The sequence below is a fragment of the Enterobacter cloacae complex sp. 394I7 genome (genome assembly GCF_057320345.1).
Map to the genome: position 1 here is coordinate 1118785 of NZ_JBXWCR010000001.1, position 25168 is coordinate 1143952.

Genomic DNA, 25168 nt, shown 5'->3' on the forward strand with positions numbered 1-25168 from the left:
TATGCCGCGAGGAGCGATCCTCGCGGCCTTTTGCGTGGCTACAACGAAGAGCGATAAAAGATTTCACAACATTATGAAGACACATCCACAGTACGAACCCTGGTTGCAGGGCATGCTCATCATCGCGAAGCACTATCGGCTGGACTTCTCGGCAGAGCATGTTCGGGTCACGATTAACCATGAAAGCCAGTCTCCACGCCAGCTGGTGCTGGAAGAGATGGCACGCCAGCTTGGGTTAGGGATGCGTATGGTGGCGGCCGACGCGGTCTCCCTCGACCCGTGGCGTTTACCTCTGCTTGCGGAATTTACCGGCGGACAAATCGCGGTCATTAACCGCATGGACAGCGAGGGCAACGTGAGCCTGCAGTTCAGCGGTGACGGCGGCCTGGAGACGACGCTGACGCGTGAGGCGCTGTGCTCACGGTTAACAGGACTGCTGGTGCTGCGCCCGCTCGAGTCCACGCCGGATGCCCGGGTGGATGATTACATCAAACCGTATGAGAAAAACTGGTTCTGGCAGCTGGCCCTGAAGGACTGGCGACGCTACAGCGATATTATGCTGGTGGCGCTGGTCGCTAACGTCCTGGCCCTTTCCGGCATGGTCTTTTCCATGCAGGTGTATGACAGGGTGGTGCCCTCGCAATCGGAAGCCACGCTGTGGGTACTGTTTGGCGGCGTAATGATCGCCATTGTTTTCGAATTCATCATGCGCATGCTGCGCGTGCACATTTCGGATGTGGTGGGTAAACGCGCCGACCTGCGTATTTCTGAACGCGTTTTTGCACACGCGCTGCGGATTAAAAACGGAGCCCGCTCTAAGTCAACCGGGTCGTTTATTGCCCAGATCCGCGAGCTGGAGTCGGTTCGTGAACTGATCACGTCCACCACCATTGCGGCCATCTCCGATCTGCCATTCTTCCTGCTGTTTGTGTTCATTTTGTGGATGATTGGCGGACCGCTGGTACTGGTTGTCCTGCTTGCCGTGCCGCTGCTGCTTATCCCGGGCCTGCTGGTCCAGCGCCCGCTGGGCAAACTGTCCAGCGAAGGGATGCGCGAGTCTGCCATTCGTAACGCCACGCTGGTGGAAGCGGTTCAGGGCATTGAAGACATCAAGCTGATGCGCGCTGAACAGCGCTTCCAGAATCAGTGGAATAACACCAATGATGTTGCCGCTAACGTCGGCATGAAGCAGCGCTGGCTGACCGGGCTGTTGCTGACCTGGACGCAGGAGGTGCAGTCGATTGTGTATGCCGTGGTGCTGCTGGTGGGGTGCTACCTGGTTATCAGCGGGGACATGACCACCGGTGCGCTGGTGGGGACCTCTATTCTCGCGTCGCGGACCATCGCGCCGCTGTCGCAAATTTCAGGCGTGCTCTCCCGCTGGCAGTCCGCGAAAGTGGCGCGTAAAGGACTCGACGATCTGATGCAGCGCCCGATTGACGATCCTCAGCAGGGCAAGAAGGTGCATAAAGCCCATCTGCGGGGGGATTATGCGCTGGAAGAGGTGGGGTTCTGGTACGACGATGAAGAAAAACTCACCGTTCTGAACATCATCAAACTGCAGATTCGCGCCGGTGAGCGGGTGGCGGTGCTCGGACGCAATGGCTCCGGCAAAAGCACGCTGCTGCAACTGCTGGCAGGGATGCAGGAGCCTCAGCAGGGCAGCATTCTGCTGGATAATATCGCGTTGAACCATCTGGACCCGGCTGACGTGCGCCGCGACATGCAGCTGCTGAGCCAGCAGGCGCGGCTGTTCTTTGGCTCTGTGCGGGACAACATTCTGATGGGCAACCCGCTGGCCACCGACGATGAAATCCATCAGGCGCTGGTGAACAGTGGTGCGCTGGAGTTTGTCCGCAAACAGAAAATGGGGCTCAACTACATTATCAACGAAGGCGGTGCGGGCCTGTCCGGCGGGCAGCGTCAGGCGTTATTACTGGCTCGCGCCCTGATCACCTCTCCGAACATTTTGTTGCTGGATGAACCTACCGCCTGGCTTGACGAGATGAGTGAGAAGCAGTTTATCCAGCACCTTAAACCGTGGTTGGGCAAGCGCCGGACGCTGGTGGTCGCGACCCATCGTCTGCCTATTCTGGAACTGGTTGACCGTATCATCGTGCTGGAAAACGGCAAGGTGATCATGGATGGCCCGCGCGACGCCATCCTTCGCCAGCACGGTATGGCGCCGCAAAAAGCCTCACAGCGTACCGTGACCATGAAACCGACACCAGTAGCAGAGGAGGGCGTAGCATGACTGATTTCTCTCGCGTCAACAGCCGCCTGAAGGAGCCACGCTTGCCGCGGTCAACCTGGGTCGCCTGGTCGCTGTTCGCCCTGCTGGCGGTATTTATCACCTGGGCAAGCCTGTTCAGCCTTGATGAGGTCACCACCGGTAGCGGCAAGGTGATCCCCTCTTCGCACGAGCAGGTGATCCAGTCCCTCGAAGGGGGCATTATTCACAGTTTGCTGGTGCGTGAAGGCGACATCGTTGAGCGTGGTCAGCAGCTGGCACAGCTTGACCGGACGAAAACCGAATCAAGCGTGCTGGAAAGTGAATCGCGCCTGAATGCCGCGCTGGCAACCGCCTCGCGTCTGAAGGCCGAAGTGAACGACACGGCACTGGCTTTTCCGGCAGAGCTGGATGATGACGTTGAACTGGTCAAACAGGAAACGGCGCTGTATCAGTCTCGTCGCGAAAGTCTTGAGAAAGGGCTGGCGGGTTTACGGCAGGGGGCCGAGCTGGTGCAGCGTGAGCTGTCGCTGACCCGTCCGCTGGTGACGCAGGGGGCAGCCAGTAAGGTGGAGGTGTTACGTCTTGAGCGTCAAAAAAATGAGCTTGAGAACAAAATCACCGAGATGAAAAACCAGTATTACGTTCGCGCCCGTGAAGAGCTGGCGAAAGCGAACGCGGAGATTGAAGCGCAACGTTCGGTGATGAAAGGGCGTGAAGATTCGTTGACCAGACTGACCTTCAATGCGCCGGTGCGCGGGATCGTTAAGGATATCGACGTGACAACCGTGGGAGGGGTGATTCCGCCAAACGGCAAGCTGATGAGCCTGGTTCCGCTTGATGACCAGATGGTAATTGAAGCGAAAATCTCGCCGCGCGATGTCGCCTTTATTCATCCGGGACAAAAAGCACTGGTGAAAGTGACCGCCTATGACTACTCCATTTACGGTGGGCTGGAGGGCGAGGTGACCATGATTTCGCCGGATACGCTTCAGGATGAGGTGAAAAGGGATGTGTATTACTATCGGGTCTATATCCGCACTGACAGTAACCATCTGACCAATAGACAAGGCAAAGCCTTCCCGGTGTTTCCGGGGATGATTGCGACCGTTGATATTAAAACAGGCAGTAAAACGATTCTGGATTATCTGTTAAAACCGCTTAATAAGGCGAAAGAGGCACTGCGGGAACGGTAAACAAAGGGCGTTCGGGAAACCGAACGCCAGAAACATTATACCGTCGACGTTACGTTAACAACGTGGCGTCGTTCTTTAGGAACAACGTTGATATAGTGAGTCACATAGGCGAAGTATAATCCGGCATAGTTTTCGACCAGTTCTATAAACGCCGGGTAAATCGACATCTGGCCATCACCCTGATCTTTAAGATAACCCGCCTCTTGCGCCGATTTAATAATGCGGTTGACGTGAATCCGTGAAACAAAAAATTCTTTAGCCAGTAAGTTGGCTGAATAAGGTATTACTGCGCCATGTGCGGTTTTATTTTTTATGGCCTGCAGGTAAAGATATAACATTATCATCCGCCCTCCGTCTTTATCAATAAACAATCCCACTTCAGGCAAAACCTTCCTGAACGTTAATCCCCTGAAAAGGTATTCCGCTGCGCGACGGAAAAAGTTATTTCGCAGGATGTCGTTATCCAGCAGATTAACGTTGATATTAAACTTTGGGAAAAGAATACTTACCGGCAAAAATGCGCCGGACATGTAGCGTTTAAGTTCATTAAGTCCCTTTTCAGTCGGTGCAATTCTCGTTTTGCGTCTGTCTTCACTGCAGCGCCAGGTCTTGATGCGCCCGGTGGTTCTGAGCAAGGTGATGATCGCAATCACACTGTTGGGGCTGGCTATTTTATAACGGGAACATAATTCTTTAATTTCTGATACTGACTCAGCCTGATTTCCAAAGATAAAACAACACATGGAAAGAATAATGTTGAACCGTGATTCCTGAAGCATCGTTTTGTAGAACAAAGGTTGTTTTTTGTAGATGGCGTCATTAATGGTGTAGTGCTCTGTTATTGCCTCACTGAATCGCGGATTGTTTTTAATGACATCCCTTCGATGTAGCAAGGCCCTGGATGAGATATGATTATCCATAGCGTTTGTCTCTTATATGAATGAGCCGATAGATGAAGTATCCAGTCTTCTTTCGGATTTTTCATTATACCTTGAGATTGACATATTTACCGTTATTATTTGATGCGAATTTTATATTTAAACTGCATATGGATACAGACGGTGATTAACACAAAGATGTTCTCGTTAGTCACGTTGATAACGGTTTCTTAACCTGATGGTGTACTGTAAAATTATTATCAACAACAGGGTTTTTATATTTTGTTACATTCACAAATGGGATATGTGTTTTTGTGCCCAGGAGCAGGTTATGACCCAAAATATTTCTTTCAGAAATGCTGCTTTTTATGAGCAAAAATTTGTCATCTCAACCTGCCATTTCACATTTCAGGGGTACAGTCTGTTGCTTAAACAGTACGGTATAGATGCTTCGCACGTTCGTTTTGAGGGGGATGAACCTTCCCGGCAGGATCTGGAAAATATCCTTATCAGTCAAAATGCTCAAATCTCGGTGTTCCTCGGCAAAGGTGTGGTCTCTCTGCTGGAGAGCCTGAAGCGACTCGCTTGCGTGCTAAATAAACTTCCTGTTATTCGAAAGGTAACCCTGTACGGGGAAATGCCGGATGGCTGGCTGTATCGAACGCTGGGGAATCTTTTAAATAATACTTTCCAGCTTTCATTGATTCGTATAGCCAGCGTGTCTGATGTTATGACCTGTTTTCGTATGCATAATGACGTATTTAAGGATAACTCACGTTCATTGCGTGACCAATATTGGGGGTTGTCTTATCAGGAAAACGTAAAAGGTTTAACCGAAAGAGAGGTAAGCGTTTTATTAAATTTTTATCGCGGAATGTCAGTGAAAGAGCAGTGTGAAAAAATGGGGCTGTCTAATAAAACGGTTTATACTCATCGTAAGGAAGGGGTGAAAAAATTACACCAGATCCGACGCTGGCTGAAAGATCCGCATGCCTTAAGAATGGAAGGAAGCACGGAACGGTTAACGCAAAAAGAAAGTCTCTCTGCCAAAGAGACGGCGGTGTATAATGCATTGCTAAAAAGAGAGATATTCCCTGCGTATCAGATCATAACCGATCGTTATAAGAAGGGCGTGGGGTTTGAGATACTCATTCGCTGGAATAATAATGGTAAAATTATCAAGCCAGTTAATTTTCTTACTGATATTTCAAGCCAGGAAATATGGCTAAAAATTACTGCGCTAGTGATACATGCTGCGGTGTCAGGCATTAATAAATATAACGGTAAATATTATTTTTCCGTCAATATCCCCCCGCGACTTGCCTCGGGTAATGCACTTCCCGACATGGCCAAAAAGGCTGTGGCGATGCTGCTCAATCCGCAGTGGGCCGACAAACTGGTCTTTGAATTTGCCGAAGATATTGATGTAACCAAGGATAGGACGATCCCAGAAACCATGCGGCGTTTACGCAATACCGGGTGCCGGCTGTTTCTCGATGACTGCTTTTCCAACCATCAAACCATGTTCCCGGTAAGGCAGGTGCATTTTGATGGATTAAAGCTTGACCGGGATATCGTCGAGCATTTTGTGGCGAATGACAACGATTATAATCTTATTAAAGCAATACAGATATACAGCGATATGACCGGCACGGATTGTATTGCTGAAGGGGTGGATAGCGAAGAGAAGTTTGAAAAGTTAGTCGCCCTTGGGGTTAAAAGTTTTCAGGGCTATTATCTGTCGCGGGCCGTGAAAGAAGACGAATTAGATCGCATGGTCAGATTGTTTAGCTAAAGCGCAAAAATAAAGCCCCGAAGGGCCTTTATTTATTTTCGACCCAGTAACAGGCCGAGAACAATACCTACCGCCCCCGCAGCAATTAAACCCGTCAGGGGATTGTTCCTCACCGCTTCAGTGACATCGGAAACGGCGTCGCTGGCCTGCGCGGCATATTTTTTGGCAGCACCTTTAACCTGATGCTTAGGGGAATCAACGAAATCGCCAAACTGCTGTTGGGCTGAGCCTGCCAGTTCATCGAGTTTATTTTTCGCTTTGTCTTCTGCAAACTGTGTATTTTTATCAGTATTGAAATCAGTCATTTTTGCCTCCTTGTGTTGATAGTATAAGGATAGCCTCTCTTTTGCGTTTTAAGGGACGCAGGGCGGAATTTGGCACAAAATCCTCCTGTTTTCGGATATATCTCTATGCCATAAACCCTTTATTTCTCATTCTCATCCTGACCGTAATACAGTTTCCCAATCCGGATAAGCGGGCGGCCCTGAGATTTGCGGTGCAGGTTACTGTCCCTGAGCGAATACACGCACCCGCAATATTCCTGCTGGTAAAACTGTTCTCGCTTGCTTATCTCAATCATGCGTGAGGAACCGCCCTGTTTGCGCCAGTTGTAGTCCCAGTAGACCATCCCCGGATAGCGCGCTGCCGCACGCTGGCCGCAGTCATTTATCTGCTGCATATTCTTCCAGCGGGAGATCCCTAATGAACTACTGATGACGCGAAAACCATTTTCTGCCGCATACAACGCTGTGCGTTCGAAACGCATATCGAAGCACATGGTGCAGCGGATGCCGCGCTCGGGTTCCCATTCCATGCCCTTAGCGCGTTCAAACCAGTTATCGGTGTCGTAATCGGCATCGACAAACGGCACGCCGTGTTTTTCCGCAAAGCGAATATTCTCCTCCTTACGGATGAGGTATTCCTTTTGTGGATGAATATTGGGGTTATAGAAAAATATGGTGTAATCAATTCCCGAGGCCTGGATGGCTTCCATCACTTCTCCCGAGCAGGGTGCGCAGCAGGAGTGCAGCAGCAGTTTGTCGGCACCGTCTGGCAGGGTAAGTTGAGGGCGGATAAAGGGGGTTGTACTCATCGTATCAACTCTATGTGAATGAAATTTATTGAATTGTAGTCCCGTAATCGAAGAAAGTGAACGTTCAGGGCAAACCCCGGCGAACATAAACATCCACGTTTCTTTTCTATGGCTCCGATCACGTCACCTCGTATTCCCCTGATCCTGCGACAACTCACAGCAATCATGCATTGACCGAAGGAATAAATTCGACATAATTTATTTCTGTGGTGAATCCTCTCTGACGAGAGGGCGTTCCAGACTACTGCTGTCCGCAGGTATACACGCGTTTTTGATTACCTGGGGAGAGTCACTGGGATGCACCCGACACCACGATTCTTCTTTAATTTTTTATCCCATTGGAAGGGTATAGAGTGCACAAGTTTAATTCCTCTCTTCTTGCGATTTTTTTGCTGACAGGTTGTAGTTCCGATCTGGTTCTCAGCCCACCTCAAAAACCTGAATACAAGGCTATGCCAGAGATAACCCAGTCTGTGACACCATCCCAACAGCGTGCGATCATGGCTGGTGAGAGGCCTGATTGGTCAGAAAGGACGCCAGTCGGCGCCATTAAACGATATTGATAAATACCTAACGACCAGGGCTGCCATTCGGTGGCCTTTTTTATTGTGATGAATGAGCGGGATGTGATGGCCGCAGCCAAAACGCAGAAGGCATGGTGAAAACGACCCTGCGCCTGGCGTTGATAATCACCAGACGTGTGGAATGCAACTGAATCAAGTTAATGTTCTATATGCTTATTTTATCAATGCACCAATTCCTGATAAGATTGTTCCTAATTTTTACTGATGGAATAGGGACATGAAAAAAATTGTTGGCGTGATATTACTTTCCTGCTTACTTGCCGGTTGCGATAAACCTAAAATTGACTCATCAACTGATGATGCAATGAAATCGTCTATAGCTAAAGTCAGAGAGTCACTTCCGGAGAATAAGCGGGAGGAGTTTGATAGCGCTCTGCAAGTTGTGGCATTCAGTAACATCAACATGGCTGATCTCATGCATGCTTCATCAGACAATGACAAAGAAGACCTCAGCAAAAAGATGCGCGAACCCCTGTCGGGAAAGACTGCTGAGGAAGTCATTTCTTATGCTCAGAAAGTAACAGCAGAGCGAGAGCTTAAGCAGAAAGAACAGGCAATTCAGGAAATTAAAACGCTAGAAAAGAAAAAAGCTGACTCAGATATGGCTAAAGAGGAGCTGAAGAAAATCCAGGTTTTATCAGCCAGATTTACCAGGGAGCCTGAGGCAGACGGTGAGCCACAACCCGTAATTAGACTGGTTGTAAAAAACAAGAGTGAAAACGTTATTTCCAGAGCCTACCTGCATGGAGTGATAGCAAGCAGCGGACACTCAGATCCCTGGTTGGAAAGTAAGTTCTTTTACGATATTCCTGACGGGCTTAAACCGAATGAAGAAGCTACATGGGCTCTGGCTCCGCCTAAAAATTCTGAATGGGGTCAACTTTATGCCCCAAGCGACGCTGTTTTCACTGTGACAGTCATGAGAGTAGACGGTACTGATAAGCGGGCGTTGTTTGATGCAACAATGTTTACAGAGGAAGACGGTAACAAGCTTGATGAACTGAAGAAAAAATACCCGTGATTTTTAGCTAAAAAATTGACCCGCTTAGGCGGGTTTTTTTACGTCCGGAGGAAACGTGGCGACAGATATATTAACCTGGTGAACCCAGATACGGGCAGAAAGGTTTAGCCACACGATTCGTTCTGCATTCTTTGGTCATGGTTATGAGCAAATCGCAGGAGATGAACTAACCCTGAGCAGCAATTCTGGCTGATGACCCTCTCAGCTAACTACACGATAACCACGTCAAACCTAATGTTTACATAAAGCTGTTTTAAAAGATACAATACCCCCCTATAGTATCAGGAGGGCGTATGCCGCATTCACCCGCAGATAAAAAACGTATTCTGACGCGCGTCCGCCGCATTCGAGGGCAGGTTGATGCTCTTGAGCGTGCACTGGAATCGGGCGACCCCTGTCTGGCCATCCTGCAGCAAATTGCCGCCGTGCGCGGTGCTGCGAATGGGCTGATGGGCGAAATGGTTGAAATTCACCTCAAAGATGAGCTGGTGACCGGGGAGACAACGCCGGACCAGCGGGCCGTTCGCATGGCAGAAGTCGGCCATTTGCTGCGCTCTTATCTAAAATAAACCCACAGACCTCACAATAAGGGAAGAGACATTATGAAATCTCGCGCTGCTGTCGCATTTGGCCCCGGCCAGCCGCTCAAAATCGTTGAAATCGACGTGGCTCCGCCGAAGAAAGGCGAAGTCCTGATCAAAATTACCCATACCGGCGTGTGCCATACCGATGCGTTTACCCTTTCGGGTGACGATCCTGAAGGCGTTTTCCCGGCGGTACTCGGCCACGAAGGCGGCGGGATTGTGGTGGAAGTCGGCGAGGGCGTGACCAGCCTGAAACCGGGTGACCATGTGATTCCGCTGTACACGGCAGAATGTGGTGAGTGTAAGTTCTGTAAATCCGGCAAAACTAACCTCTGCCAGGCGGTTCGCGCTACTCAGGGTAAAGGTCTGATGCCAGACGGTACCACTCGCTTCTCCTATAACGGTGAGCCGATCTATCACTACATGGGCACCAGTACCTTCAGCGAATACACCGTGTGTGCGGAAATTTCGCTGGCGAAAGTGAACCCACAGGCGCCGCTGGATAAAGTTTGCCTGCTGGGCTGCGGCGTGACCACCGGGATTGGCGCGGTGCATAACACCGCAAAAGTGAAAGAGGGCGACACCGTTGCGGTGTTCGGTCTGGGCGGTATCGGTCTGGCGGTTATCCAGGGGGCGGTGCAGGCGAAGGCGGGTCGTATTATCGCTGTCGATACTAACCCGGAGAAATTCACCCTGGCAGGCGAAATGGGTGCCACTGATTTCGTGAACCCGAAAGACTACGATAAGCCGGTTCAGGATGTGATCGTTGAGATGACCGATGGCGGCGTTGACTTCAGCTTCGAATGTATCGGTAACGTTAACGTGATGCGTTCCGCGCTTGAATGCTGCCACAAAGGCTGGGGTGAGAGCATCATCATTGGCGTTGCCGGTGCGGGCCAGGAGATCAAAACCCGTCCATTCCAGCTGGTGACCGGCCGAGTGTGGCGTGGTTCAGCGTTTGGCGGCGTGAAAGGGCGCACCCAGCTTCCGGGCATGGTGGAAGATGCAATGGTCGGGAAAATTCAGCTCGACCCGTTCATTACCCATCGCCTGCCGCTGGAGCAAATCAACGACGCGTTCGATTTGATGCACGAAGGTAAGTCCATCCGTACCGTGATTCACTTCGGCGACAAGTAACTCTTCTGCCAGCGGTTTTTTTGCCGCTGGCGTTTCCTGCATAATCTTCTCTAAAGTGTGACCTGCCTTGCGCTTTTAGCCGTAAGCTAATCTCCAGCCGTGCCGATGACTATTTTACAGGCGTGTTTTTACGCATCTTACCTACAAGAGAGTCGACGGTCATGGACAACACAACAACGATGCAGGCGCAGCGCACGCTGAGCTTTTTGCATCATATCAGGCTGGTTCCGCTGTTTTCCTCCATTCTCGGTGGCATTATTTTGCTGTTCGCCTTGAGCTCAGGTCTGGCGGGCTATTTCCTGCTGCAGGCAGACGCCGATCAGCAGGATGTCACATCAGAAATTCAGGTGCGTATGGGGCTGTCGAACAGTTCTAACCATCTTCGCACCGCGCGTATCAATATGATCCACGCTGGCGCGGCCAGCCGTATCGCCGAGATGGATGCAATGAAGCAGAACATCAGCGAGGCGGAAAAACGTATTAAGCAGTCTCAGGATGGCTTTAATGCGTACATGAACCGCCCCGTTCGTACGGCGGAGGATGAAGCGCTGGATGCCGAACTGAAAACACGCTTTGACGCCTATATCGCGGGCCTTCAGCCGATGGTTAAATTTGCCAAAAACGGCATGTTTGAAGCGATCATTAACCATGAAAACGAATCCGCGCGCCCGCTGGATGACGCCTATAACGCCGTCCTGCTGAAGGCGATTAAGATCCGTACCGACCGGGCCAATGCCCTGACGGCGCAGGCGCACAGCCGCACGCAGCTGGGCCTGATGTTTATGGTCGGGGCGTTTGCCCTGGCGCTGGTGTTGACCGCGCTGACCTTTATCGTGCTGCGCCGCACGGTCATCAATCCGCTTCAGCGTGCTGCCACGCGAATCGAGAACATTGCGAAAGGCGACCTGACGATGCCGGATGATGTCGCCGGGCGCAGCGAAATTGGCCGACTGACGCGTGACCTGCAAACCATGCAGCACTCGCTGGAGACCACGGTTGGCACCGTACGCCAGGGGGCGGAAGAGATCTATCGTGGAACCAGTGAAATCTCGGCTGGCAACACCGATCTCTCATCCCGTACCGAACAGCAGGCGGCCGCCATTGAGCAGACTGCCGCAAGTATGGAACAGCTGACCGCGACGGTGAAACAGAATGCCGATAACGCGCACCATGCCAGCAAGCTGGCGGAAGATGCCTCCGGTAAAGCCAGCCGTGGCGGCCAGATGGTCTCCGGCGTGGTGAAAACGATGAGCAATATCTCCACCAGTTCGAAGAAGATCTCTGAAATTACTGCGGTAATTAACAGCATTGCATTCCAGACCAATATCCTGGCGCTCAATGCGGCAGTAGAAGCAGCGCGTGCGGGTGAACAAGGACGCGGCTTTGCGGTGGTGGCAAGCGAAGTGCGTACCCTGGCGAGCCGAAGTGCAAATGCCGCGAAAGAGATTGAAAGCTTGATCAACGAGTCGGTTTCCCTGATCGATCAGGGTTCGGGTGAAGTGGTCGCCGCGGGCAACACCATGAACGACATCGTCGATGCGGTGAAACGCGTCACCGATATTATGCTGGAAATTGCCGCCGCCTCCGACGAACAGAGCCGCGGTATCGAGCAGGTCAGCCAGGCGATTTCGGAGATGGACAAAGTGACGCAGCAGAACGCCTCGCTGGTGGAAGAAGCCTCTGCGGCGGCGGCCTCCCTGGAAGAACAGGGCGCGCGTCTGACCGAGGCTGTCGGGGCATTTCGTCTGAGTGGCGCAAAGCCTGGCCGTTCAGTCTCGTCTGCGCCAGCGGCGAAAAACGCACCTTTACGTCCTGCGCCTGCGGTGTCGGGTGATAACTGGGAAACGTTCTGAGTCGTCCGGGGTAAACGGGTGAAAAAAAAGGGACCGTCAGGTCCCTTTTTTATTGCGTTACTGCTTATCCGGCAGCGCGTAGGCAATCACGTAATCACCGCGATCCGGCGACTGACGGGCACCCCCCGCGTTGATGATGATGTACTGTTTACCGGTTTTCGGTGAAACATAAGTCATCGGTCCGGACTGGCTACCGACCGGCAGACGGTCTTTCCAGATCTCTTTCCCGGTGGCGGTATCAAACGCGCGCAGGTAGAAATCCTGGGTGCCGGCAAAGAACAGCAGACCGGACTGGGTAGCGAGGGACGCGCCCAGGGTCGGCATACCGATTGGGATCGGCATATGCATGCGAATGCCAAGCGGGCCAGTATCTTCCACCGTACCGACCGGAACCTGCCACACCAGCTTGCCTGATTTCAGGTCAACGGCTGACATGGTGCCAAACGGTGGCTTCTGACACGGAATGCCCAACGGCGACAGGAAGCGTTCACGCATAGCCCCGAACGGCGTACCGTCCATAGGCACAATACCCATCTCAATGCCGCTGGCGTTTTTCGCCACGTTGGCACGCGGTACCATGTAGTTAGCCAGGCCCAGGCGCATATCGTTCACGAACATCAGGCTGTTGTTCGGGTCGATTGAGACGCTGCCCCAGTTCATCCCGCCAAGGGAGCCCGGGAACTGCAGGGAACGGTCGAGACCCGGTGGGGTGAAGACGCCCTGGTGACGCATCTCTTTAAACTGAATGCGGCACAGCAGCAGGTCTACTGGCGTCGCCCCCCACATATCCGATTCGGTCAGCGTCTGGTTGCCAATCATCGGCATGCCAACAGAGTACGGTTGGGTCGGGGAGTAACGTTCACCTTCAACGTTACCGGCCGGTACCGGGCGCTCTTCCACTTTCGCCACGGGCTTGCCGGTTTCGCGGTTGAGCATAAAGATCATGCCCTGCTTGCTGGTCTGCACCAGCACCGGCGTGGTGCCACCTTTACCGTCGGGTAAATCGTACAGCAGCGGCTGGGAAGGGAGATCAAAGTCCCACAGGTCGTGGTGGGTGGTCTGGAAATGCCAGCGCACCTGACCGGTGGCGGCGTCCACCGCCACGATGGAGGAGCTGTACTTGTCATCCAGCGCCGTACGCTCACCCGCCCAGAAATCTGGCGTGGCGTTGCCGGTTGGCAGATAGATCAGGTTCAGTTTTGCATCGTAAGACATGGCAGACCAGACGTTCGGCGTGCCGCGTGTATAGGTCTGTCCTTCCGGTGGGAGGCCGGTCAGTTGCGGATTACCCGGATCCCATGCCCATGCCAGCTTACCGGTATGAACGTCATATGCACGCACGACGCCCGGCGGTTCGCCGGTGGAGAAGTTATCCGCGATACGACCGCCGACCACCACCACATTCCTCGCGACCAGCGGTGTGGAGGTCTGCTGATAGTAACCCGGCTTGATTTCCCCCATCCCGATGCTCAGGTCAACGGTGCCACGATCGCCAAAGTCTTCACAGACCTTGCCGTTATCCGCATTGATAGCAATCAGTCGCGCATCGGTGGTCGGCAGGAACAGACGACGAGGGCATGCCGCAGGCTGTGCATCTGCCTGTGACGTTGTCACGCTGTTGTGGTCTTCAAAATAACCCAGACCGCGGCAACGCTGCCAGTTCGGTGCCGAGGCTTTCGCGTCGTAACGCCATTTCTCTTTACCGGAGTCGACGTCCAGCGCCAGGACTTTACTGTACGGCGTACAGACATACAGCGTGTCGCCAATTTGCAATGGGGTGTTCTGATCTTCCGCACCGGAGCCGTTGCTCTGAGGAATATCCCCCGTGTGGGCAACCCAGGCCACCTTCAGATCGTTCACGTTTTGTTTGTTAATTTGATCGAGGGCGGCGAAGCGGTCACCGTGGGTGGTATTGCCCCAGTGCGCCCAGTTTTTCTGCTCCTGACCTGGTGCGACCGGTTTTACCGGTACCGGCTCATTCGCCGCCACCAGCGTTTGCGGCTTGAACATCCAGCCGAGGTTCACCAGCATCACGACCGCCAGAACGGCCGCGACGCCAAACGCCGGTGCTTTGTTCGGGGCGTTGTGGTTTGCTGCGCGCATAAACGGCCAGACGATGGCACAGAGGAAGGCCAGCACGGCAAACGTAAAGAGGCGCGAGAAGAGCGGCCAGAAATCCCATCCGGCATCGCTGACGGCCCAGAACAGCGAGGCGATAAATGCGATGCCATAGAGGACGATCCCGCTGGCGCGGTTGATGAAAATCAGAACGGCGGCAATCACCATCGCCACGCCCATGATCAGGAAGTACCCACTTCCGCCTACGGTAACAAGCTTTAAACCTAAGCCGCCAACAGCCAGACCGATGAGCGTCATCAGTCCGGCAAGGAGCCACTGCAGGATACGGGGTATCCCACGTGGCGCGCTGCCAAATGCCATTTCTGTCTCCTTTAAATCCCCCGCGTTGCGGAACGGTGCCGAATATGTACCAATTGGGTAATAATCGCGGAGGGGGATGAGGTTTTATACGGTTTATCCGCATCATGTGCGGTTGAATTCCTGTTTAACAAATAGCATGCGAACCATTTGGTGAATTCGCGGCTATGATAAAACTGTTAAATTGTTTTACGCAATTGTTAATGGATGATTTCGCATTTTTTGACCACAGAAACAAAAAACCCGTCGACAGGACGGGTTAGTGGTTGAGGTTGTAAAGGCGTCTCAGGCAGGCATGGATTTGCGGATGGCGCTGAGCAGCGTCTGCGCACCCGGGGAGAGCGGGGTATCCACGCGGGTTAATATGCCGATAGGTTCGCCCGCACCTGGCGACGTCACCGGCAGTGCGGTAAGCGTGCCCTGGCGGAGATCATCTTTCACCGCGCCGGAGGGAACGAACCAGACGTAGTCATAATCCACCGTAAGCTGGCGCGAAAGCGAGGCCGACAGCGTTTCGATGCAACCTGAAGGCAGTGAGCAGCCCTGCATCTGCAGCAGTGTCTCGGCGTTCTGACGCGGAACGGTGCCTTTTGGGGATACTACCACCGGCCACTCCATTACGCGGCTTAACGTCACCGTATCCTGCAGCAGGGGGTGACCGGGACGCACGACCAGCTTCAGGGATTCCAGGAACAACAGCTCGTAGTTAAGCCCGCCCATAAGCTCGGGGTCGGACATGCGCCCGATACCGAGATCCAGTTCGCCGGATTTTAGCCCGGCGAGCAGCATGGTGTTATTCATGGTGGCAACCTGAATAGTGGTATGCCGCTGATGTTTGTGGAACTGCCCAATGACCGGAGGCAGAATGCCGAGCGCCGCCGTTGGCAGGGCACCCACGCGCACAATCTCCGTGGCGTGCTCCTCTTTGCGGTTGAGCGACTGTCCGGCAGTATTCAGCGCATCGAGAACCTTGACGGCGTGCGTAAGGAATTGTTCACCCACGAGGGTGAGTTGTGCACCCAGCCGACCGCGGTCGAAGAGACGGGTTCCGGTGAGTTGTTCCAGCTCGTTCAGCGTTTTGGAGAGCGCAGGCTGGCTTAGGTTGAGAGTTTCAGCCGCTCGCCCCAGCGTTCCCTGTTGAGCGACGGCCACAAATGTATGCAAATGGCGCAAGCGTATGCGCTGACTGAACAGACCATTTTTTTCCATAGGCGATGTTAAAAACAGAGCGATGCGGGTGACAAGCTAAGTTGTTTAATTTTGATAACTTGATAGCAAAATATTTTTAACATTTGATCTGTTTGAGTTACAACATGTTTTTTGGCAGGGGGGAGAGGAAGAACGTCCTTGTTCTTTTCGAGCACATTGAGAGCGTTACGTCAGTGTATAGCCGGGTTAAATCACGCCATCACCGCCGTCAGAGCACCATACCTGACCGGAGGTAAATGAGCATTCATCCGAGGCCAGCGTGACATAGAGCGGTGCGATTTCAACAGGTTGACCCGGACGCCCCAGCGGGGTATCACCCCCAAACTCTTTCACTTTTTCCATCGGCTGGCCGCCGCTGGATTGCAGCACCGTCCAGTAAGGGCCCGGGGCAACCGCGTTGACGCGTATTCCTTTTGGACCAAGCTGTTTCGCTAAGGATTTGGTGAACACCGCCAGACAGGCTTTTGTCTGGGCATAATCCAGCAGCACAGGGCTGGGCTTAACCGCCTGGACCGAGGAGGTATTAATGATAGAGGCCGACGGTTTCAGATGGCGCAGCGCCGCTTTGGTTATCCAGAAAGGCGCATAGACATTGGTTTTGAAGGTCGCGTCAAAATCTTCCGTGGTGAGCTCTTCAAGGGATTCCCGGTATTGCTGACGACCGGCGTTATTCACCAGAATGTCCAGTCCCCCCAGTTTGGCCACCGCCTCTTCTACCAGATTCTGGCAGAACGTCTCATCACGTATGTCACCCGGCAGCGCGACGGCAATGCGTCCTTCCGCTTTGATAAGCTTAATGACGTCAACCGCGTCTTTCTCTTCTTCAGGCAGATAGTTGATTGCGACGTCAGCCCCTTCACGGGCGTAAGCGATCGCGACTGCGCGACCAATACCGGAGTCGCCTCCGGTGATCAATGCTTTCTTGCCGGCAAGGCGGGCATGACCTTTATAGCTCGTTTCCCCGTGGTCGGGTACGGGTTGCATTTCTGATGCCAGTCCCGGCGGCGTTTGAGGTTGCTCCGGGAAAGGGGGTTGCGGGTAAGCGTTCTGACGTTGTGTAGTATCACTCATAGCTGACTCCTTAAGCCAAGGGGTGAGATTTGATGGATAGTTGCAGCGTTAACGCTTCGCTGAATTATTTCTGCAAATGATCGACGCGCACGACAGGCGGCGATGATTTCTTATCAAGCGATCCGTTGATACTGATCATCTGATCGGGTTTTACTGTTCTGCCGTCGAATACTGCCTGGGGAATAATAACGTCTATTTTTCCGGTTTTATCCTGGAATACAAACTTATCGCCGCTACCGTCAATAAGGTTTCCGCGTAATGAAATAGTCGCACCATCATGCATTTCTTTTGCATGATCGATGGTCATAATTCGTGCGTCATCGGTTCCACGATAACCGCTATCCAGTGCGTGCGGCGGTGGCGGTGCTTCACCTTTTTGTAACCCGCCGTTATTATCTGCCCATGCGGCCGGTACCAGAAATATCAAAAAAGCGGAAATAAGCGATAATTTCATCTGATATCCTTCATTTTGTGTGTCTTGACTTATTAAGTATTGTTGCTATTCCTTTATGTGGCAAATGTGATAAGTCTTAAAAACATTCGCTTTTGAAATCAAAAATATCGGTTAATAAGCGAAACGGTGATAGCCGCCATGAAGCATCAAAGTGATAAGTTACCTGGGATAGATGAGAATTACCGATTGCTGACGTTTGAATATGGATTTCGTCAGGTGGGTTTTATTGTCCTGCTGGCCATTATCGTTGCGGCGATAGCGGGCTTCTTTTCAAGCGGAGTGGTGAGTGATACGCAAAGAACAAACTCGGCAAAGTCGCTGACCATCAACTACGAGCGCTTTGGCCGACGCCAGACGGAGTCGAAGATCCACCTTTCATTCCCGGTCAGAACAGAAGGGAAATACACCCTGAGTGTGACCAGCGAGAGCAACGATGTTTACGAGCCAGGAAGCGTTTGGCCGCAACCGGACAGCATGTTCAGTCGCGGGAATACGCTCTTTTTTGTTTATAACAACCTGAAAATGTCCGACAACTTCTCTGTCTTACTTTTCACGACCCCTGCACGCGCAGGTAAATGGGACAATGTCGTTCGCATAAACAACGAGCCGGAAATCCCTTTCTGGCAATTTATTTACCCGTAGGAGGCTGATATGGATATGGTCTTTCGTGCGCTGGCTATTTACCTGTTCCTCGTCGTGGTATTTAAAGTTGCCGGACGGCGCGCTTTGCTGCAGATGACCAGCTTTGATCTGATTCTCCTGTTAATTATCAGTGAGGCGACGCAACAGGCGCTGCTCGGGGAAGATTTTTCGGTCACCGGCGCAATGATTACCATTACCACGCTGGTGGCAGTGGATATTATCTTTGGGATACTGAAAAAATATTTCTCACCGGTAGAAAATATTCTTGATGGCACTCCGGTGATATTGGTTGAGAACGGTGTGCCGCTAGCAGATAAACTCAAAAAAGTCGACGTTTCCTGTGATGATATTCTGGTATCGGCACGCCAGAATAATGGTGTTACGCAGCTGAGTGAAATTAAATATGCCATTCTTGAGCGCAATGGTCATATTTCAATCATTCCTTTTGAGAAGTAAGAGGCCACGAAATGAGCAACCTTCACCATGATAACAATTATACCGTCGCCGAACTGACCAAAAAAGTGGCGAGCAAATTGACAGACTTAGGGCTTCGCTTAACCACGGCAGAATCCTGCACCGGCGGAAAACTCTCCGTCGCCCTTTGTGCTGAAGAGAACACGGCCGAATTTTATGATGTCGGCCTGGTCGTGTTCAGTGACGGCGCAAAAGAGCGCATTCTGGGCGTGCGTCCTGAGACCCTTGAACGGTATACGGCCGTGAGTGAACAGACGGTAACCGAAATGGCCGCCCGGATCCTGGAGATTGCCCAGGCAGATGTCAGTATTGCCATCAGCGGTTATGCCGGGCCAGAAGGGGGTGACGATGGCACGGCGGCAGGGACCGTTTGCTTCGCCTGGAACCTTCGCGGACACACGGAAACCCGTACCGTCCTGTTTTCCGGCGACTGCCAGGATGTGGTAGAGAAGGCGGTGCAGTATTCATTGTCTGAATTAGTGACCAGATTATCCGGCTGGGATAACGAGTAAATTAACGCGGAGGTTCTATGGCTGTGATTGTCATTACCGGCGGTACGGCGGGTGTGGGGAAGGCAACGGCGCTGCACTTCGCAAAGGCAGGCTACGATGTGGGCATTATTGCCCGCGATGAGACAAGCCTGCACTCGACCCAGGAGGAGTTAACGCGATTTGGCGTCAAAGCCTGTGCGGTACAGGCGGATGTCGCCGACAGCCAGGCGGTGGTGGACGCGGCAAACGAGATTGAATATCGCCTCGGCGCAATTGATGTGTGGGTTAACAATGCGATGGGTGCTGTGCTGGCACCGTTTCGTACCCTGACGCCGGATGAATTTCGCCGCGTCACTGACGTGACCTATCTTGGCTTCGTAAACGGAACCCGCGCCGCGCTGGAATTGATGGTGCCACGCGATCGCGGCGTGATTATTCAGGTCGGGTCCGCGCTGGCCTACCGCTCGATCCCGTTACAATCGGCCTACTGCGGCGCCAAAGCGGCGATTCGGGGATTCACCGATGCGGTGCGCACGGAACTGATGCATGAGAACAGCCGGGTGCAGCTTTCAATGGTGCAGATGCCGGGGCTGAATACACCGCAGTTTGACTGGGCAAGAAACAAATTCGCCTGGGCTATGCGTCCGGTTCCGCCAGTGTTTGAGCCTGAAGTTGCCGCGAGCGCGATTTTTAAGGTCGCGCAAAAACCGGTGCGCGAACTGTGGGTGGGCAGCAGTACCATTCAGTCGATCGTCGGACAATTCCTCTTCCCGGGTTTCCTGGACCGGCTAATGGTGAAGAAGGCCTGGGAAGGTCAGATGACTGACGATCTGAATGACCGGGATCGCCAGGATTATCTCGACCAGCCGGTCAACGACCTGCACAAAATCCATGGGCGTTTTACCCCGGAAGCGAAAAACCGCGCCACGGCGATCACCTCAGGTGTGCCCGGGAAAGTCTTGTTAGGCTCCCTCGCGGTGGCGGGCGTTGTGCTGACGCGGCTGATGACCCGGCGTAAAAGGTAATCAGCGCAGCGCGCTACGGTTAGTCCAGAACCAGCGATAGCCGTAGCCGCTGAGGGTAAGCTGGACGGTTTTGCCACAGATCAGCGCGTCGTCATAGCGTTTATCCGCCAGGCAGGCGGTCCAGGTGGCGTGACGGATCCCGCGGGCGGTAAACTGGACCGGCTTGTCGCTAAAGTTAACGAAGGTCAGGATACTGCGCGCTTCGGCCTCGTAATAAATGCCCAGTACCGCGTCATCATCAATATTGATGAGACGAAACGGTGCGACAGCAATCTCCGGAAATTCAGAGCGCGTATTGGCCATGTCGATGATCCGGTGCAGCAGGGAATTGCGGTGCAGCAGGGAATCGGCCACGTTGATTTTCTGATAACGCCAGGGACCGCGATCGATGATCGGGGCGATAAACCGCTCAGGATCCGCTGCTGAAAAGCCACCGCCTTCTGACCCCGCCCACTGCATTGGCGTACGCACGGCATAGCGCTCTTCCAGCGTCAGATCATCACCCATGCCAATCTCATCGCCGTAGCGCATGACCGGCACGCCCGGGAGTGAGAAGAGCACCGCGTGGCAGAACGCCAGCCGTTTTTGATCGCCCTTTAACATCGGTGCCAGACGGCGTCGTATCCCGCGCTGGTAGACGTTCATCTCTTCGTCAGGGGCGAAGGTGTCGACCACAATCTGTTTCTCTTTTTTACCGATCCCTTCCAGATCCAACTCATCGTGGTTGCGCAGCCAGTTGGCAAAGCAGCACGAGTCAGGCGGGACAATCATCTTCTTTATGGCATTGCGCAGCGGTCGGGCGCTTTTCCTGGCAAGGCTGACGTAGAAATACTTATTGAGCCAGAAATTCAGCACCAGATTCAGACGGTTATTTTCGCCGAAATAGTCTTTATACGCCTCCACGTCGACGTCCACCTCACCGAGCAGGATCGCTTCCGGATTACGTGCTTCAATAAGGCGGCGCATATGCTCCAGGATCCATAACCCCTTTTTCTCGTCACCGCCGCCTGCCTGCGCGGTCAGGTGCGTTGCGGCATCGAGGCGAAATCCCGACACCCCGAGCTTGAGCCAGAAGAGGATAATATTTTCGATCTCGTTGAGCAGCGCGGGGCAGGTCAGATTCAGGTCGGGCTCGTGGTGATAGAACATATGTCGGTAGTATTGCCCGGCCTCGTCATCCCATGTCCAGACGCTCTCTTCCACGCCGGGAAACATCGGAGAGGTATCATCCTCGTTATTATCCGACCAGATGTAATAGTCACGAAAAGGTGAAGTTGGGTTGCGGCGAGCCTGCTGAAACCAGGGATGGGCGTCCGAGGTGTGCTGAATCAACAGCTCAATAATGACCTGCATACCCAGCTCCCGGGCCTGTTCAATAAAGGCGATAATGTCGGCCAGCTTTCCGAAGCGAGGATCAACCTGCAGATGGTCGCTGACGTCGTAGCCTTCATCCAGAAACGGGGTGAGGTAGAAAGGGGTGATCCAGATAACCGTCGCCCCCATGCGGCGAATGTAGCGCAACTTTGCGCCAATCCCGGCGATGTCCCCGCAGCCATCGCCGTTTAAATCATAAAAGAGTGCAGTATCAATCTGATAAATAATGGCTCGGGTATGCCAGTCTGCCATAGTTCACCTCAGTGATAACCTTCCGTGTCGGAAACTTTGCCCCGGAAAACGTAGTAGCTCCAGGCGGTGTACACCAGAATCACCGGAATAATCAGTAACGTTCCGACCAGCATAAACAGCTGGCTGGCCGGTGGTGCCGCAGCCTCCCACAGGGTAATGTGCGGCGGAATAATGTTAGGCCACAGGCTAATGCCCAGACCGCTAAATCCGAGGAAGATCAGCCCAAGGGTCAGCAGGAAGGGACGCGAGTGGCTGGCCGGGTTGCGCGTTAGTCGCCAGATCCACAGGCTAAACACGCCTACCAGCAGGGGAACCGGCAGGAACCAGATGAAGTTGGGGAAGGTAAACCAGCGGTCGGCAACGTACTGCCAGCCGAGCGGCGTCCAGATACTCACCACCGCGATCACCACCACCAGCGCCAGCAGCACGTGCCGGGTCAGCTCACGCATGCGGTTTTGCAACGCGCCTTCACTTTTCATGATAAGCCACGTAGTACCGAGCAGGGTGTAGGCCACTACCAGCCCGATGCCGCAGAAAAGATTGAAGGGCGTTAACCAGTCAAGGGCGGAGCCGACAAAGCGCCGGCCCTCAACGTCAAAGCCGTTAATCACTGCTCCCACCACCACCCCCTGGCTGAAGGTGGCAAGCAAAGAGCCGCCGGCGAAGGCGTAGTCCCAGAATTTGCGGTGCGAAGGCGTTGCCTTAAAGCGGAACTCAAAGGCCACGCCGCGAAAGATAAGGCCAATTAACATGGCGGTAAGAGGGATGGTCAGCGCATCGATAATCACCGTATAGGCCAGCGGAAACGCGCCGAATAACCCCGCACCGCCGAGCACCAGCCAGGTCTCGTTGCCGTCCCACACCGGCGCCACGCTGTTGACCATTACGTCACGCTCTCTGGCATCGCCCACGAAGTTAAAAAGCAGCCCGATGCCCAAATCAAAGCCATCCATGATGATATACATCAGCGTGGCGAATACGATGATGGCAAACCAGATAACTGAGATATCGACGCCCATCAGTTTCTCTCCTGTTCCGGAACAGACTCAGCGGCAGACAGCGGACGGGCAGGGGTGCCCGAGGTATTTGACGTCAAGGTATCAACGGGCTGCGGACCTTTCTTGATAAGCCGAATCAGGTAGACGTAGCCCACGCCAAACACCGACGAATAGACCACAAAGAAGGCCAGCAGGCTGATGCTCATCTGCAGCGTGCTGTGCAGCGAGACCGCGTCGATCGTGCGCAGATAGCCATACACCACCCACGGCTGACGACCCACTTCGGTGGTGACCCAGCCGGCCAGCAGCGCCAGTAGGCCCGCCGGTCCCATGCACAGCGCGAACCAGTGGAAGGGCCGCGACTGGTAGAGTCGATGGCGATAGCGTAGCCAGACGCTGACCAGACCCAGCGTGATCATCAGCAGACCCATGCCGACCATAATGCGGAATGACCAGAAAACAATCGGTGAGTTCGGGCGATCTTCTTTCGGGAAGTCTTTCAGTGCCGGGACCTGTTTATCCAGGCTGTGGGTCAGAATCAGACTGCCAAGGGCAGGAATTTCCAGCGCGTAGCGGGTGCGCTCCAGCTCCATATCCGGCAGGCCAAACAGCAGCAGCGGTGTCGCTTCGCCTGGCGGGTTCTCCCAGTGACCTTCGATGGCGGCAATTTTGGCCGGCTGATGTTCGAGGGTATTCAGGCCATGCATATCACCGACGACGGCCTGAATGGGCGCGACCAGCAGGGCCATCCACATCGCCATGGAAAACATAGTGCGTATCGCGGGCGTGTCGTTGCCGCGCAGCAGATGCCATGCGCCCGACGCCCCCACAAACAGTGCGCTGCTCAGGAACGCGGCGATAGCCATGTGAATGAGACGGTAAGGGAAGGAGGGGTTAAAAATGATGGCCACCCAGTCCTCCGGAATGACCTGACCGTTCTGAATACTGAACCCCTGGGGCGTGTGCATCCAGCTGTTGGAGGCGAGGATCCAGAAGGTGGACATCAGCGTACCCAGCGCGACCATACAGGTCGAGAAGAAGTGCAGGCCCGGGCCGACCTTGTTCCAGCCGAACAGCATCACGCCAAGAAAACCGGCTTCGAGGAAGAAGGCGGTTAAGACTTCATAGGTCAGGAGGGGGCCGGTGATACTGCCGGCAAACTGTGAGAATCCGCTCCAGTTTGTGCCGAACTGATAGGCCATGACCAGACCGGAAACGACCCCCATACCGAAGTTAACGGCAAATATCTTTAGCCAGAAATGGTACAGTGAGCGCCACACCTCATTTTTGGTGCGAAGCCACATCCCTTCGAGCACCACCAGATAGCTGGCAAGACCGATGGTGATCGCCGGGAAGAGAATATGGAACGAGACGGTAAAAGCGAACTGGATTCTGGCGAGGTGAAATGCGTCGAGTTCGAACATGGTCCGTACCTCTGGAACTGTTGCGCACGAGGATTGCCAGGCAGTCCGGGGCTGCCTGGCAAAATCGGTTACGGTTTTTTCTTCCCGGCACCCAGTTCGGCGCCGGTCAGCGGGTCGGAATGTGGAGCGGACTTCGTGCGGGCCGACATCGCTTTGACCAGCGTGGCCTGTTCGGTCGTCAGCGTCACGCTTGCACTCCCGTCTCCGCCGTCAACGGCAGGTTGGGGGGATTCAACGTAGTCGAAATGTTTATCGCTGTTCCAGCTTCCGCGAACCTCTCCACCTTCAGACATATTGTAGTACTTGTTGGTGTATTCCTCGATTGGGGGCAGTTTTCCCGGAGGGAAATTATTACGAATGGACTGAAGCGCCTTCTCAAAGGAGAGCTGATGCGCCGCCTCACGCGTCATCAGAAACGCCAGCGCATCCTTCACGCCCGGATCGTCCGTGACGTTAATCAGCCGTTCATAGATGATCTTCGCTCGGGCCTCGGCAGCCACATTTGAGCGCAGATCGGCGGTCGGCTCGCCAATGGTGTCGACATAAGCCGCCGTCCACGGCACCCCGGCGGAGTTGGTCAACGGAGTACCGCCACCGTAAAGCAGGGAGGTAATATGGCTGTCGTTACCGTTTTCGGTCATGGACCGATACAGCTCGGCTTCATTTTCCACGCCCTCCGCCAGTGCGCCTTTAGCCCCTTTATTAAGCATACCCACCAGGGTACCGATAATTTCAAGGTGGCTTAACTCTTCGGTCGCGATATCCATCAGCATATCTTTACGACCCGGGTCGTCATCACTCAACCCCTGAGTAAAGTAACGGCAGGCGGCGGCCAGCTCGCCCTGAGGACCGCCGAATTGTTCCAGTAATAAATTGGCAAGGCCGGGATTCGGTTCGGCAACCCGAACCGTATATTGTAATTGTTTGACGTGTCGAAACATGTCTTC

22 protein-coding genes are annotated in these 25168 nt (G+C 53.6%); 11 read left to right on the forward strand and 11 right to left on the reverse strand.

What is annotated here, in order from left to right:
- The first annotated feature begins 73 nt into the window (after positions 1-73).
- Positions 74-2254, forward strand: a complete 2181-nt coding sequence (locus AC2FAP_RS05395; RefSeq protein WP_485452849.1) for a type I secretion system permease/ATPase — start codon at positions 74-76, stop codon at positions 2252-2254.
- Positions 2251-3426, forward strand: coding sequence for an HlyD family type I secretion periplasmic adaptor subunit (locus AC2FAP_RS05400; protein WP_014169984.1), 1176 nt, complete (start codon positions 2251-2253; stop codon positions 3424-3426). The genes AC2FAP_RS05395 and AC2FAP_RS05400 overlap by 4 nt, the downstream gene beginning before the upstream one ends.
- Before the next feature lie 35 nt (positions 3427-3461).
- Here AC2FAP_RS05400 and AC2FAP_RS05405 read toward each other — a convergent pair whose 3' ends face one another.
- Positions 3462-4346 (reverse strand): MarR family transcriptional regulator, encoded by an 885-nt coding sequence (locus AC2FAP_RS05405; protein ID WP_014169985.1) that lies wholly within the window; start codon positions 4344-4346, stop codon positions 3462-3464.
- Between the two features lie 289 nt (positions 4347-4635).
- Here AC2FAP_RS05405 and AC2FAP_RS05410 point away from each other — a divergent pair, with 289 nt between their 5' ends.
- Positions 4636-6099, forward strand: coding sequence for an EAL domain-containing protein (locus tag AC2FAP_RS05410; protein ID WP_252069500.1), 1464 nt, complete (start codon positions 4636-4638; stop codon positions 6097-6099).
- A gap of 32 nt (positions 6100-6131) precedes the next feature.
- On the opposite strand, the gene AC2FAP_RS05415 is transcribed toward AC2FAP_RS05410, so the two are convergent.
- Positions 6132-6404, reverse strand: a complete 273-nt coding sequence (locus AC2FAP_RS05415) for an ElaB/YgaM/YqjD family protein (protein WP_014169987.1) — start codon at positions 6402-6404, stop codon at positions 6132-6134.
- Positions 6405-6523: 119 nt separating this feature from the next.
- The gene (locus tag AC2FAP_RS05420) at positions 6524-7192 is read right to left on the reverse strand and encodes an epoxyqueuosine reductase QueH (protein ID WP_020884202.1); all 669 of its coding nucleotides are present in this window, start codon (positions 7190-7192) and stop codon (positions 6524-6526) included.
- An 801-nt stretch (positions 7193-7993) separates the two neighbouring features.
- Here AC2FAP_RS05420 and AC2FAP_RS05425 point away from each other — a divergent pair.
- The 4 genes from AC2FAP_RS05425 (at position 7994) to AC2FAP_RS05440 (ending at position 12371) form a co-directional block, all read left to right on the forward strand.
- On the forward strand, positions 7994-8797 hold the full coding sequence (locus AC2FAP_RS05425) for a DUF6694 family lipoprotein (RefSeq protein ID WP_020884201.1): 804 nt from the start codon (positions 7994-7996) through the stop codon (positions 8795-8797).
- Positions 8798-9090: 293 nt separating this feature from the next.
- Positions 9091-9366, forward strand: a complete 276-nt coding sequence (locus AC2FAP_RS05430) for a metal/formaldehyde-sensitive transcriptional repressor (protein WP_014169989.1) — start codon at positions 9091-9093, stop codon at positions 9364-9366.
- A 33-nt stretch (positions 9367-9399) separates the two neighbouring features.
- Positions 9400-10518, forward strand: a complete 1119-nt coding sequence (locus AC2FAP_RS05435) for an S-(hydroxymethyl)glutathione dehydrogenase/class III alcohol dehydrogenase (RefSeq protein WP_014169990.1) — start codon at positions 9400-9402, stop codon at positions 10516-10518.
- Between the two features lie 161 nt (positions 10519-10679).
- On the forward strand, positions 10680-12371 hold the full coding sequence (locus AC2FAP_RS05440; RefSeq protein ID WP_219372983.1) for a methyl-accepting chemotaxis protein: 1692 nt from the start codon (positions 10680-10682) through the stop codon (positions 12369-12371).
- A gap of 57 nt (positions 12372-12428) precedes the next feature.
- On the opposite strand, the gene AC2FAP_RS05445 is transcribed toward AC2FAP_RS05440, so the two are convergent.
- From AC2FAP_RS05445 to AC2FAP_RS05460, 4 genes are all read right to left on the reverse strand, one after another.
- Positions 12429-14810 carry a glucose/quinate/shikimate family membrane-bound PQQ-dependent dehydrogenase gene (locus AC2FAP_RS05445; RefSeq protein ID WP_449541635.1) on the reverse strand — a complete coding sequence of 794 codons (2382 nt, stop codon included), beginning with the start codon at positions 14808-14810 and terminating at the stop codon, positions 12429-12431.
- A 282-nt stretch (positions 14811-15092) separates the two neighbouring features.
- Positions 15093-16016: a LysR substrate-binding domain-containing protein gene (locus AC2FAP_RS05450; protein ID WP_014169993.1), complete on the reverse strand. Its 924-nt coding sequence runs from the start codon at positions 16014-16016 to the stop codon at positions 15093-15095.
- A gap of 186 nt (positions 16017-16202) precedes the next feature.
- Positions 16203-17087 carry an SDR family oxidoreductase gene (locus AC2FAP_RS05455; protein WP_422713748.1) on the reverse strand — a complete coding sequence of 295 codons (885 nt, stop codon included), beginning with the start codon at positions 17085-17087 and terminating at the stop codon, positions 16203-16205.
- Between the two features lie 64 nt (positions 17088-17151).
- Complete coding sequence (locus AC2FAP_RS05460) at positions 17152-17541, reverse strand: YdeI family stress tolerance OB fold protein (protein ID WP_020884197.1); 390 nt, start codon at positions 17539-17541, stop codon at positions 17152-17154.
- A 138-nt stretch (positions 17542-17679) separates the two neighbouring features.
- Between AC2FAP_RS05460 and AC2FAP_RS05465 the strand changes: the two genes are divergently transcribed.
- The 4 genes from AC2FAP_RS05465 to AC2FAP_RS05480 are packed head-to-tail and all read left to right on the forward strand — an operon-like array spanning position 17680 to position 20173.
- Entirely contained in the window at positions 17680-18183 is a 504-nt protein-coding gene (locus AC2FAP_RS05465) for a hypothetical protein (protein WP_020884196.1), read from the forward strand.
- Between the two features lie 9 nt (positions 18184-18192).
- A complete protein-coding gene (locus AC2FAP_RS05470) occupies positions 18193-18639 on the forward strand; it encodes a DUF421 domain-containing protein (protein WP_449541636.1) in 447 nt (148 codons plus the stop codon).
- 11 nt (positions 18640-18650) lie between these two features.
- Entirely contained in the window at positions 18651-19169 is a 519-nt protein-coding gene (locus tag AC2FAP_RS05475; protein WP_014169998.1) for a 2-oxo-tetronate isomerase, read from the forward strand.
- Between the two features lie 17 nt (positions 19170-19186).
- The gene (locus AC2FAP_RS05480; RefSeq protein WP_025204235.1) at positions 19187-20173 is read left to right on the forward strand and encodes an SDR family oxidoreductase; all 987 of its coding nucleotides are present in this window, start codon (positions 19187-19189) and stop codon (positions 20171-20173) included.
- On the opposite strand, the gene AC2FAP_RS05485 is transcribed toward AC2FAP_RS05480, so the two are convergent.
- From AC2FAP_RS05485 to AC2FAP_RS05500, 4 genes are all read right to left on the reverse strand, one after another.
- Complete coding sequence (locus AC2FAP_RS05485; RefSeq protein WP_020884193.1) at positions 20174-21799, reverse strand: alpha-amylase family protein; 1626 nt, start codon at positions 21797-21799, stop codon at positions 20174-20176. It abuts the gene before it with no gap.
- An 8-nt stretch (positions 21800-21807) separates the two neighbouring features.
- Positions 21808-22818, reverse strand: coding sequence for a cytochrome d ubiquinol oxidase subunit II (gene cydB, locus AC2FAP_RS05490; RefSeq protein WP_485452850.1), 1011 nt, complete (start codon positions 22816-22818; stop codon positions 21808-21810).
- On the reverse strand, positions 22818-24221 hold the full coding sequence (locus AC2FAP_RS05495) for a cytochrome ubiquinol oxidase subunit I (protein ID WP_449541637.1): 1404 nt from the start codon (positions 24219-24221) through the stop codon (positions 22818-22820). Before AC2FAP_RS05495 ends, cydB begins: the two co-directional genes overlap by 1 nt.
- A 68-nt stretch (positions 24222-24289) precedes the next feature.
- Positions 24290-25162, reverse strand: a complete 873-nt coding sequence (locus tag AC2FAP_RS05500; RefSeq protein WP_485452851.1) for a manganese catalase family protein — start codon at positions 25160-25162, stop codon at positions 24290-24292.
- Positions 25163-25168 lie beyond the last annotated feature (6 nt).

Excerpts from the sequence above, each read along its gene's own strand:
- AC2FAP_RS05430 (WP_014169989.1), top strand. The coding sequence starts at position 9,091 with ATGCCGCATTCACCCGCAGATAAAAAACGTATTCTGACGCGCGTCCGC.
- AC2FAP_RS05435 (WP_014169990.1), top strand. The coding sequence starts at position 9,400 with ATGAAATCTCGCGCTGCTGTCGCATTTGGCCCCGGCCAGCCGCTCAAA.
- AC2FAP_RS05460 (WP_020884197.1), bottom strand. The coding sequence starts at position 17,541 with ATGAAATTATCGCTTATTTCCGCTTTTTTGATATTTCTGGTACCGGCC.
- AC2FAP_RS05395 (WP_485452849.1), top strand. The coding sequence starts at position 74 with ATGAAGACACATCCACAGTACGAACCCTGGTTGCAGGGCATGCTCATC.
- AC2FAP_RS05495 (WP_449541637.1), bottom strand. The coding sequence starts at position 24,221 with ATGTTCGAACTCGACGCATTTCACCTCGCCAGAATCCAGTTCGCTTTT.
- AC2FAP_RS05405 (WP_014169985.1), bottom strand. The coding sequence starts at position 4,346 with ATGGATAATCATATCTCATCCAGGGCCTTGCTACATCGAAGGGATGTC.
- cydB (WP_485452850.1), bottom strand. The coding sequence starts at position 22,818 with ATGGGCGTCGATATCTCAGTTATCTGGTTTGCCATCATCGTATTCGCC.
- AC2FAP_RS05420 (WP_020884202.1), bottom strand. The coding sequence starts at position 7,192 with ATGAGTACAACCCCCTTTATCCGCCCTCAACTTACCCTGCCAGACGGT.
- AC2FAP_RS05410 (WP_252069500.1), top strand. The coding sequence starts at position 4,636 with ATGACCCAAAATATTTCTTTCAGAAATGCTGCTTTTTATGAGCAAAAA.
- AC2FAP_RS05425 (WP_020884201.1), top strand. The coding sequence starts at position 7,994 with ATGAAAAAAATTGTTGGCGTGATATTACTTTCCTGCTTACTTGCCGGT.
- AC2FAP_RS05485 (WP_020884193.1), bottom strand. The coding sequence starts at position 21,799 with ATGGCAGACTGGCATACCCGAGCCATTATTTATCAGATTGATACTGCA.
- AC2FAP_RS05500 (WP_485452851.1), bottom strand. The coding sequence starts at position 25,162 with ATGTTTCGACACGTCAAACAATTACAATATACGGTTCGGGTTGCCGAA.
- AC2FAP_RS05470 (WP_449541636.1), top strand. The coding sequence starts at position 18,193 with ATGGATATGGTCTTTCGTGCGCTGGCTATTTACCTGTTCCTCGTCGTG.
- AC2FAP_RS05415 (WP_014169987.1), bottom strand. The coding sequence starts at position 6,404 with ATGACTGATTTCAATACTGATAAAAATACACAGTTTGCAGAAGACAAA.
- AC2FAP_RS05475 (WP_014169998.1), top strand. The coding sequence starts at position 18,651 with ATGAGCAACCTTCACCATGATAACAATTATACCGTCGCCGAACTGACC.
- AC2FAP_RS05480 (WP_025204235.1), top strand. The coding sequence starts at position 19,187 with ATGGCTGTGATTGTCATTACCGGCGGTACGGCGGGTGTGGGGAAGGCA.
- AC2FAP_RS05400 (WP_014169984.1), top strand. The coding sequence starts at position 2,251 with ATGACTGATTTCTCTCGCGTCAACAGCCGCCTGAAGGAGCCACGCTTG.
- AC2FAP_RS05465 (WP_020884196.1), top strand. The coding sequence starts at position 17,680 with ATGAAGCATCAAAGTGATAAGTTACCTGGGATAGATGAGAATTACCGA.
- AC2FAP_RS05440 (WP_219372983.1), top strand. The coding sequence starts at position 10,680 with ATGGACAACACAACAACGATGCAGGCGCAGCGCACGCTGAGCTTTTTG.
- AC2FAP_RS05450 (WP_014169993.1), bottom strand. The coding sequence starts at position 16,016 with ATGGAAAAAAATGGTCTGTTCAGTCAGCGCATACGCTTGCGCCATTTG.
- AC2FAP_RS05445 (WP_449541635.1), bottom strand. The coding sequence starts at position 14,810 with ATGGCATTTGGCAGCGCGCCACGTGGGATACCCCGTATCCTGCAGTGG.
- AC2FAP_RS05455 (WP_422713748.1), bottom strand. The coding sequence starts at position 17,087 with ATGAGTGATACTACACAACGTCAGAACGCTTACCCGCAACCCCCTTTC.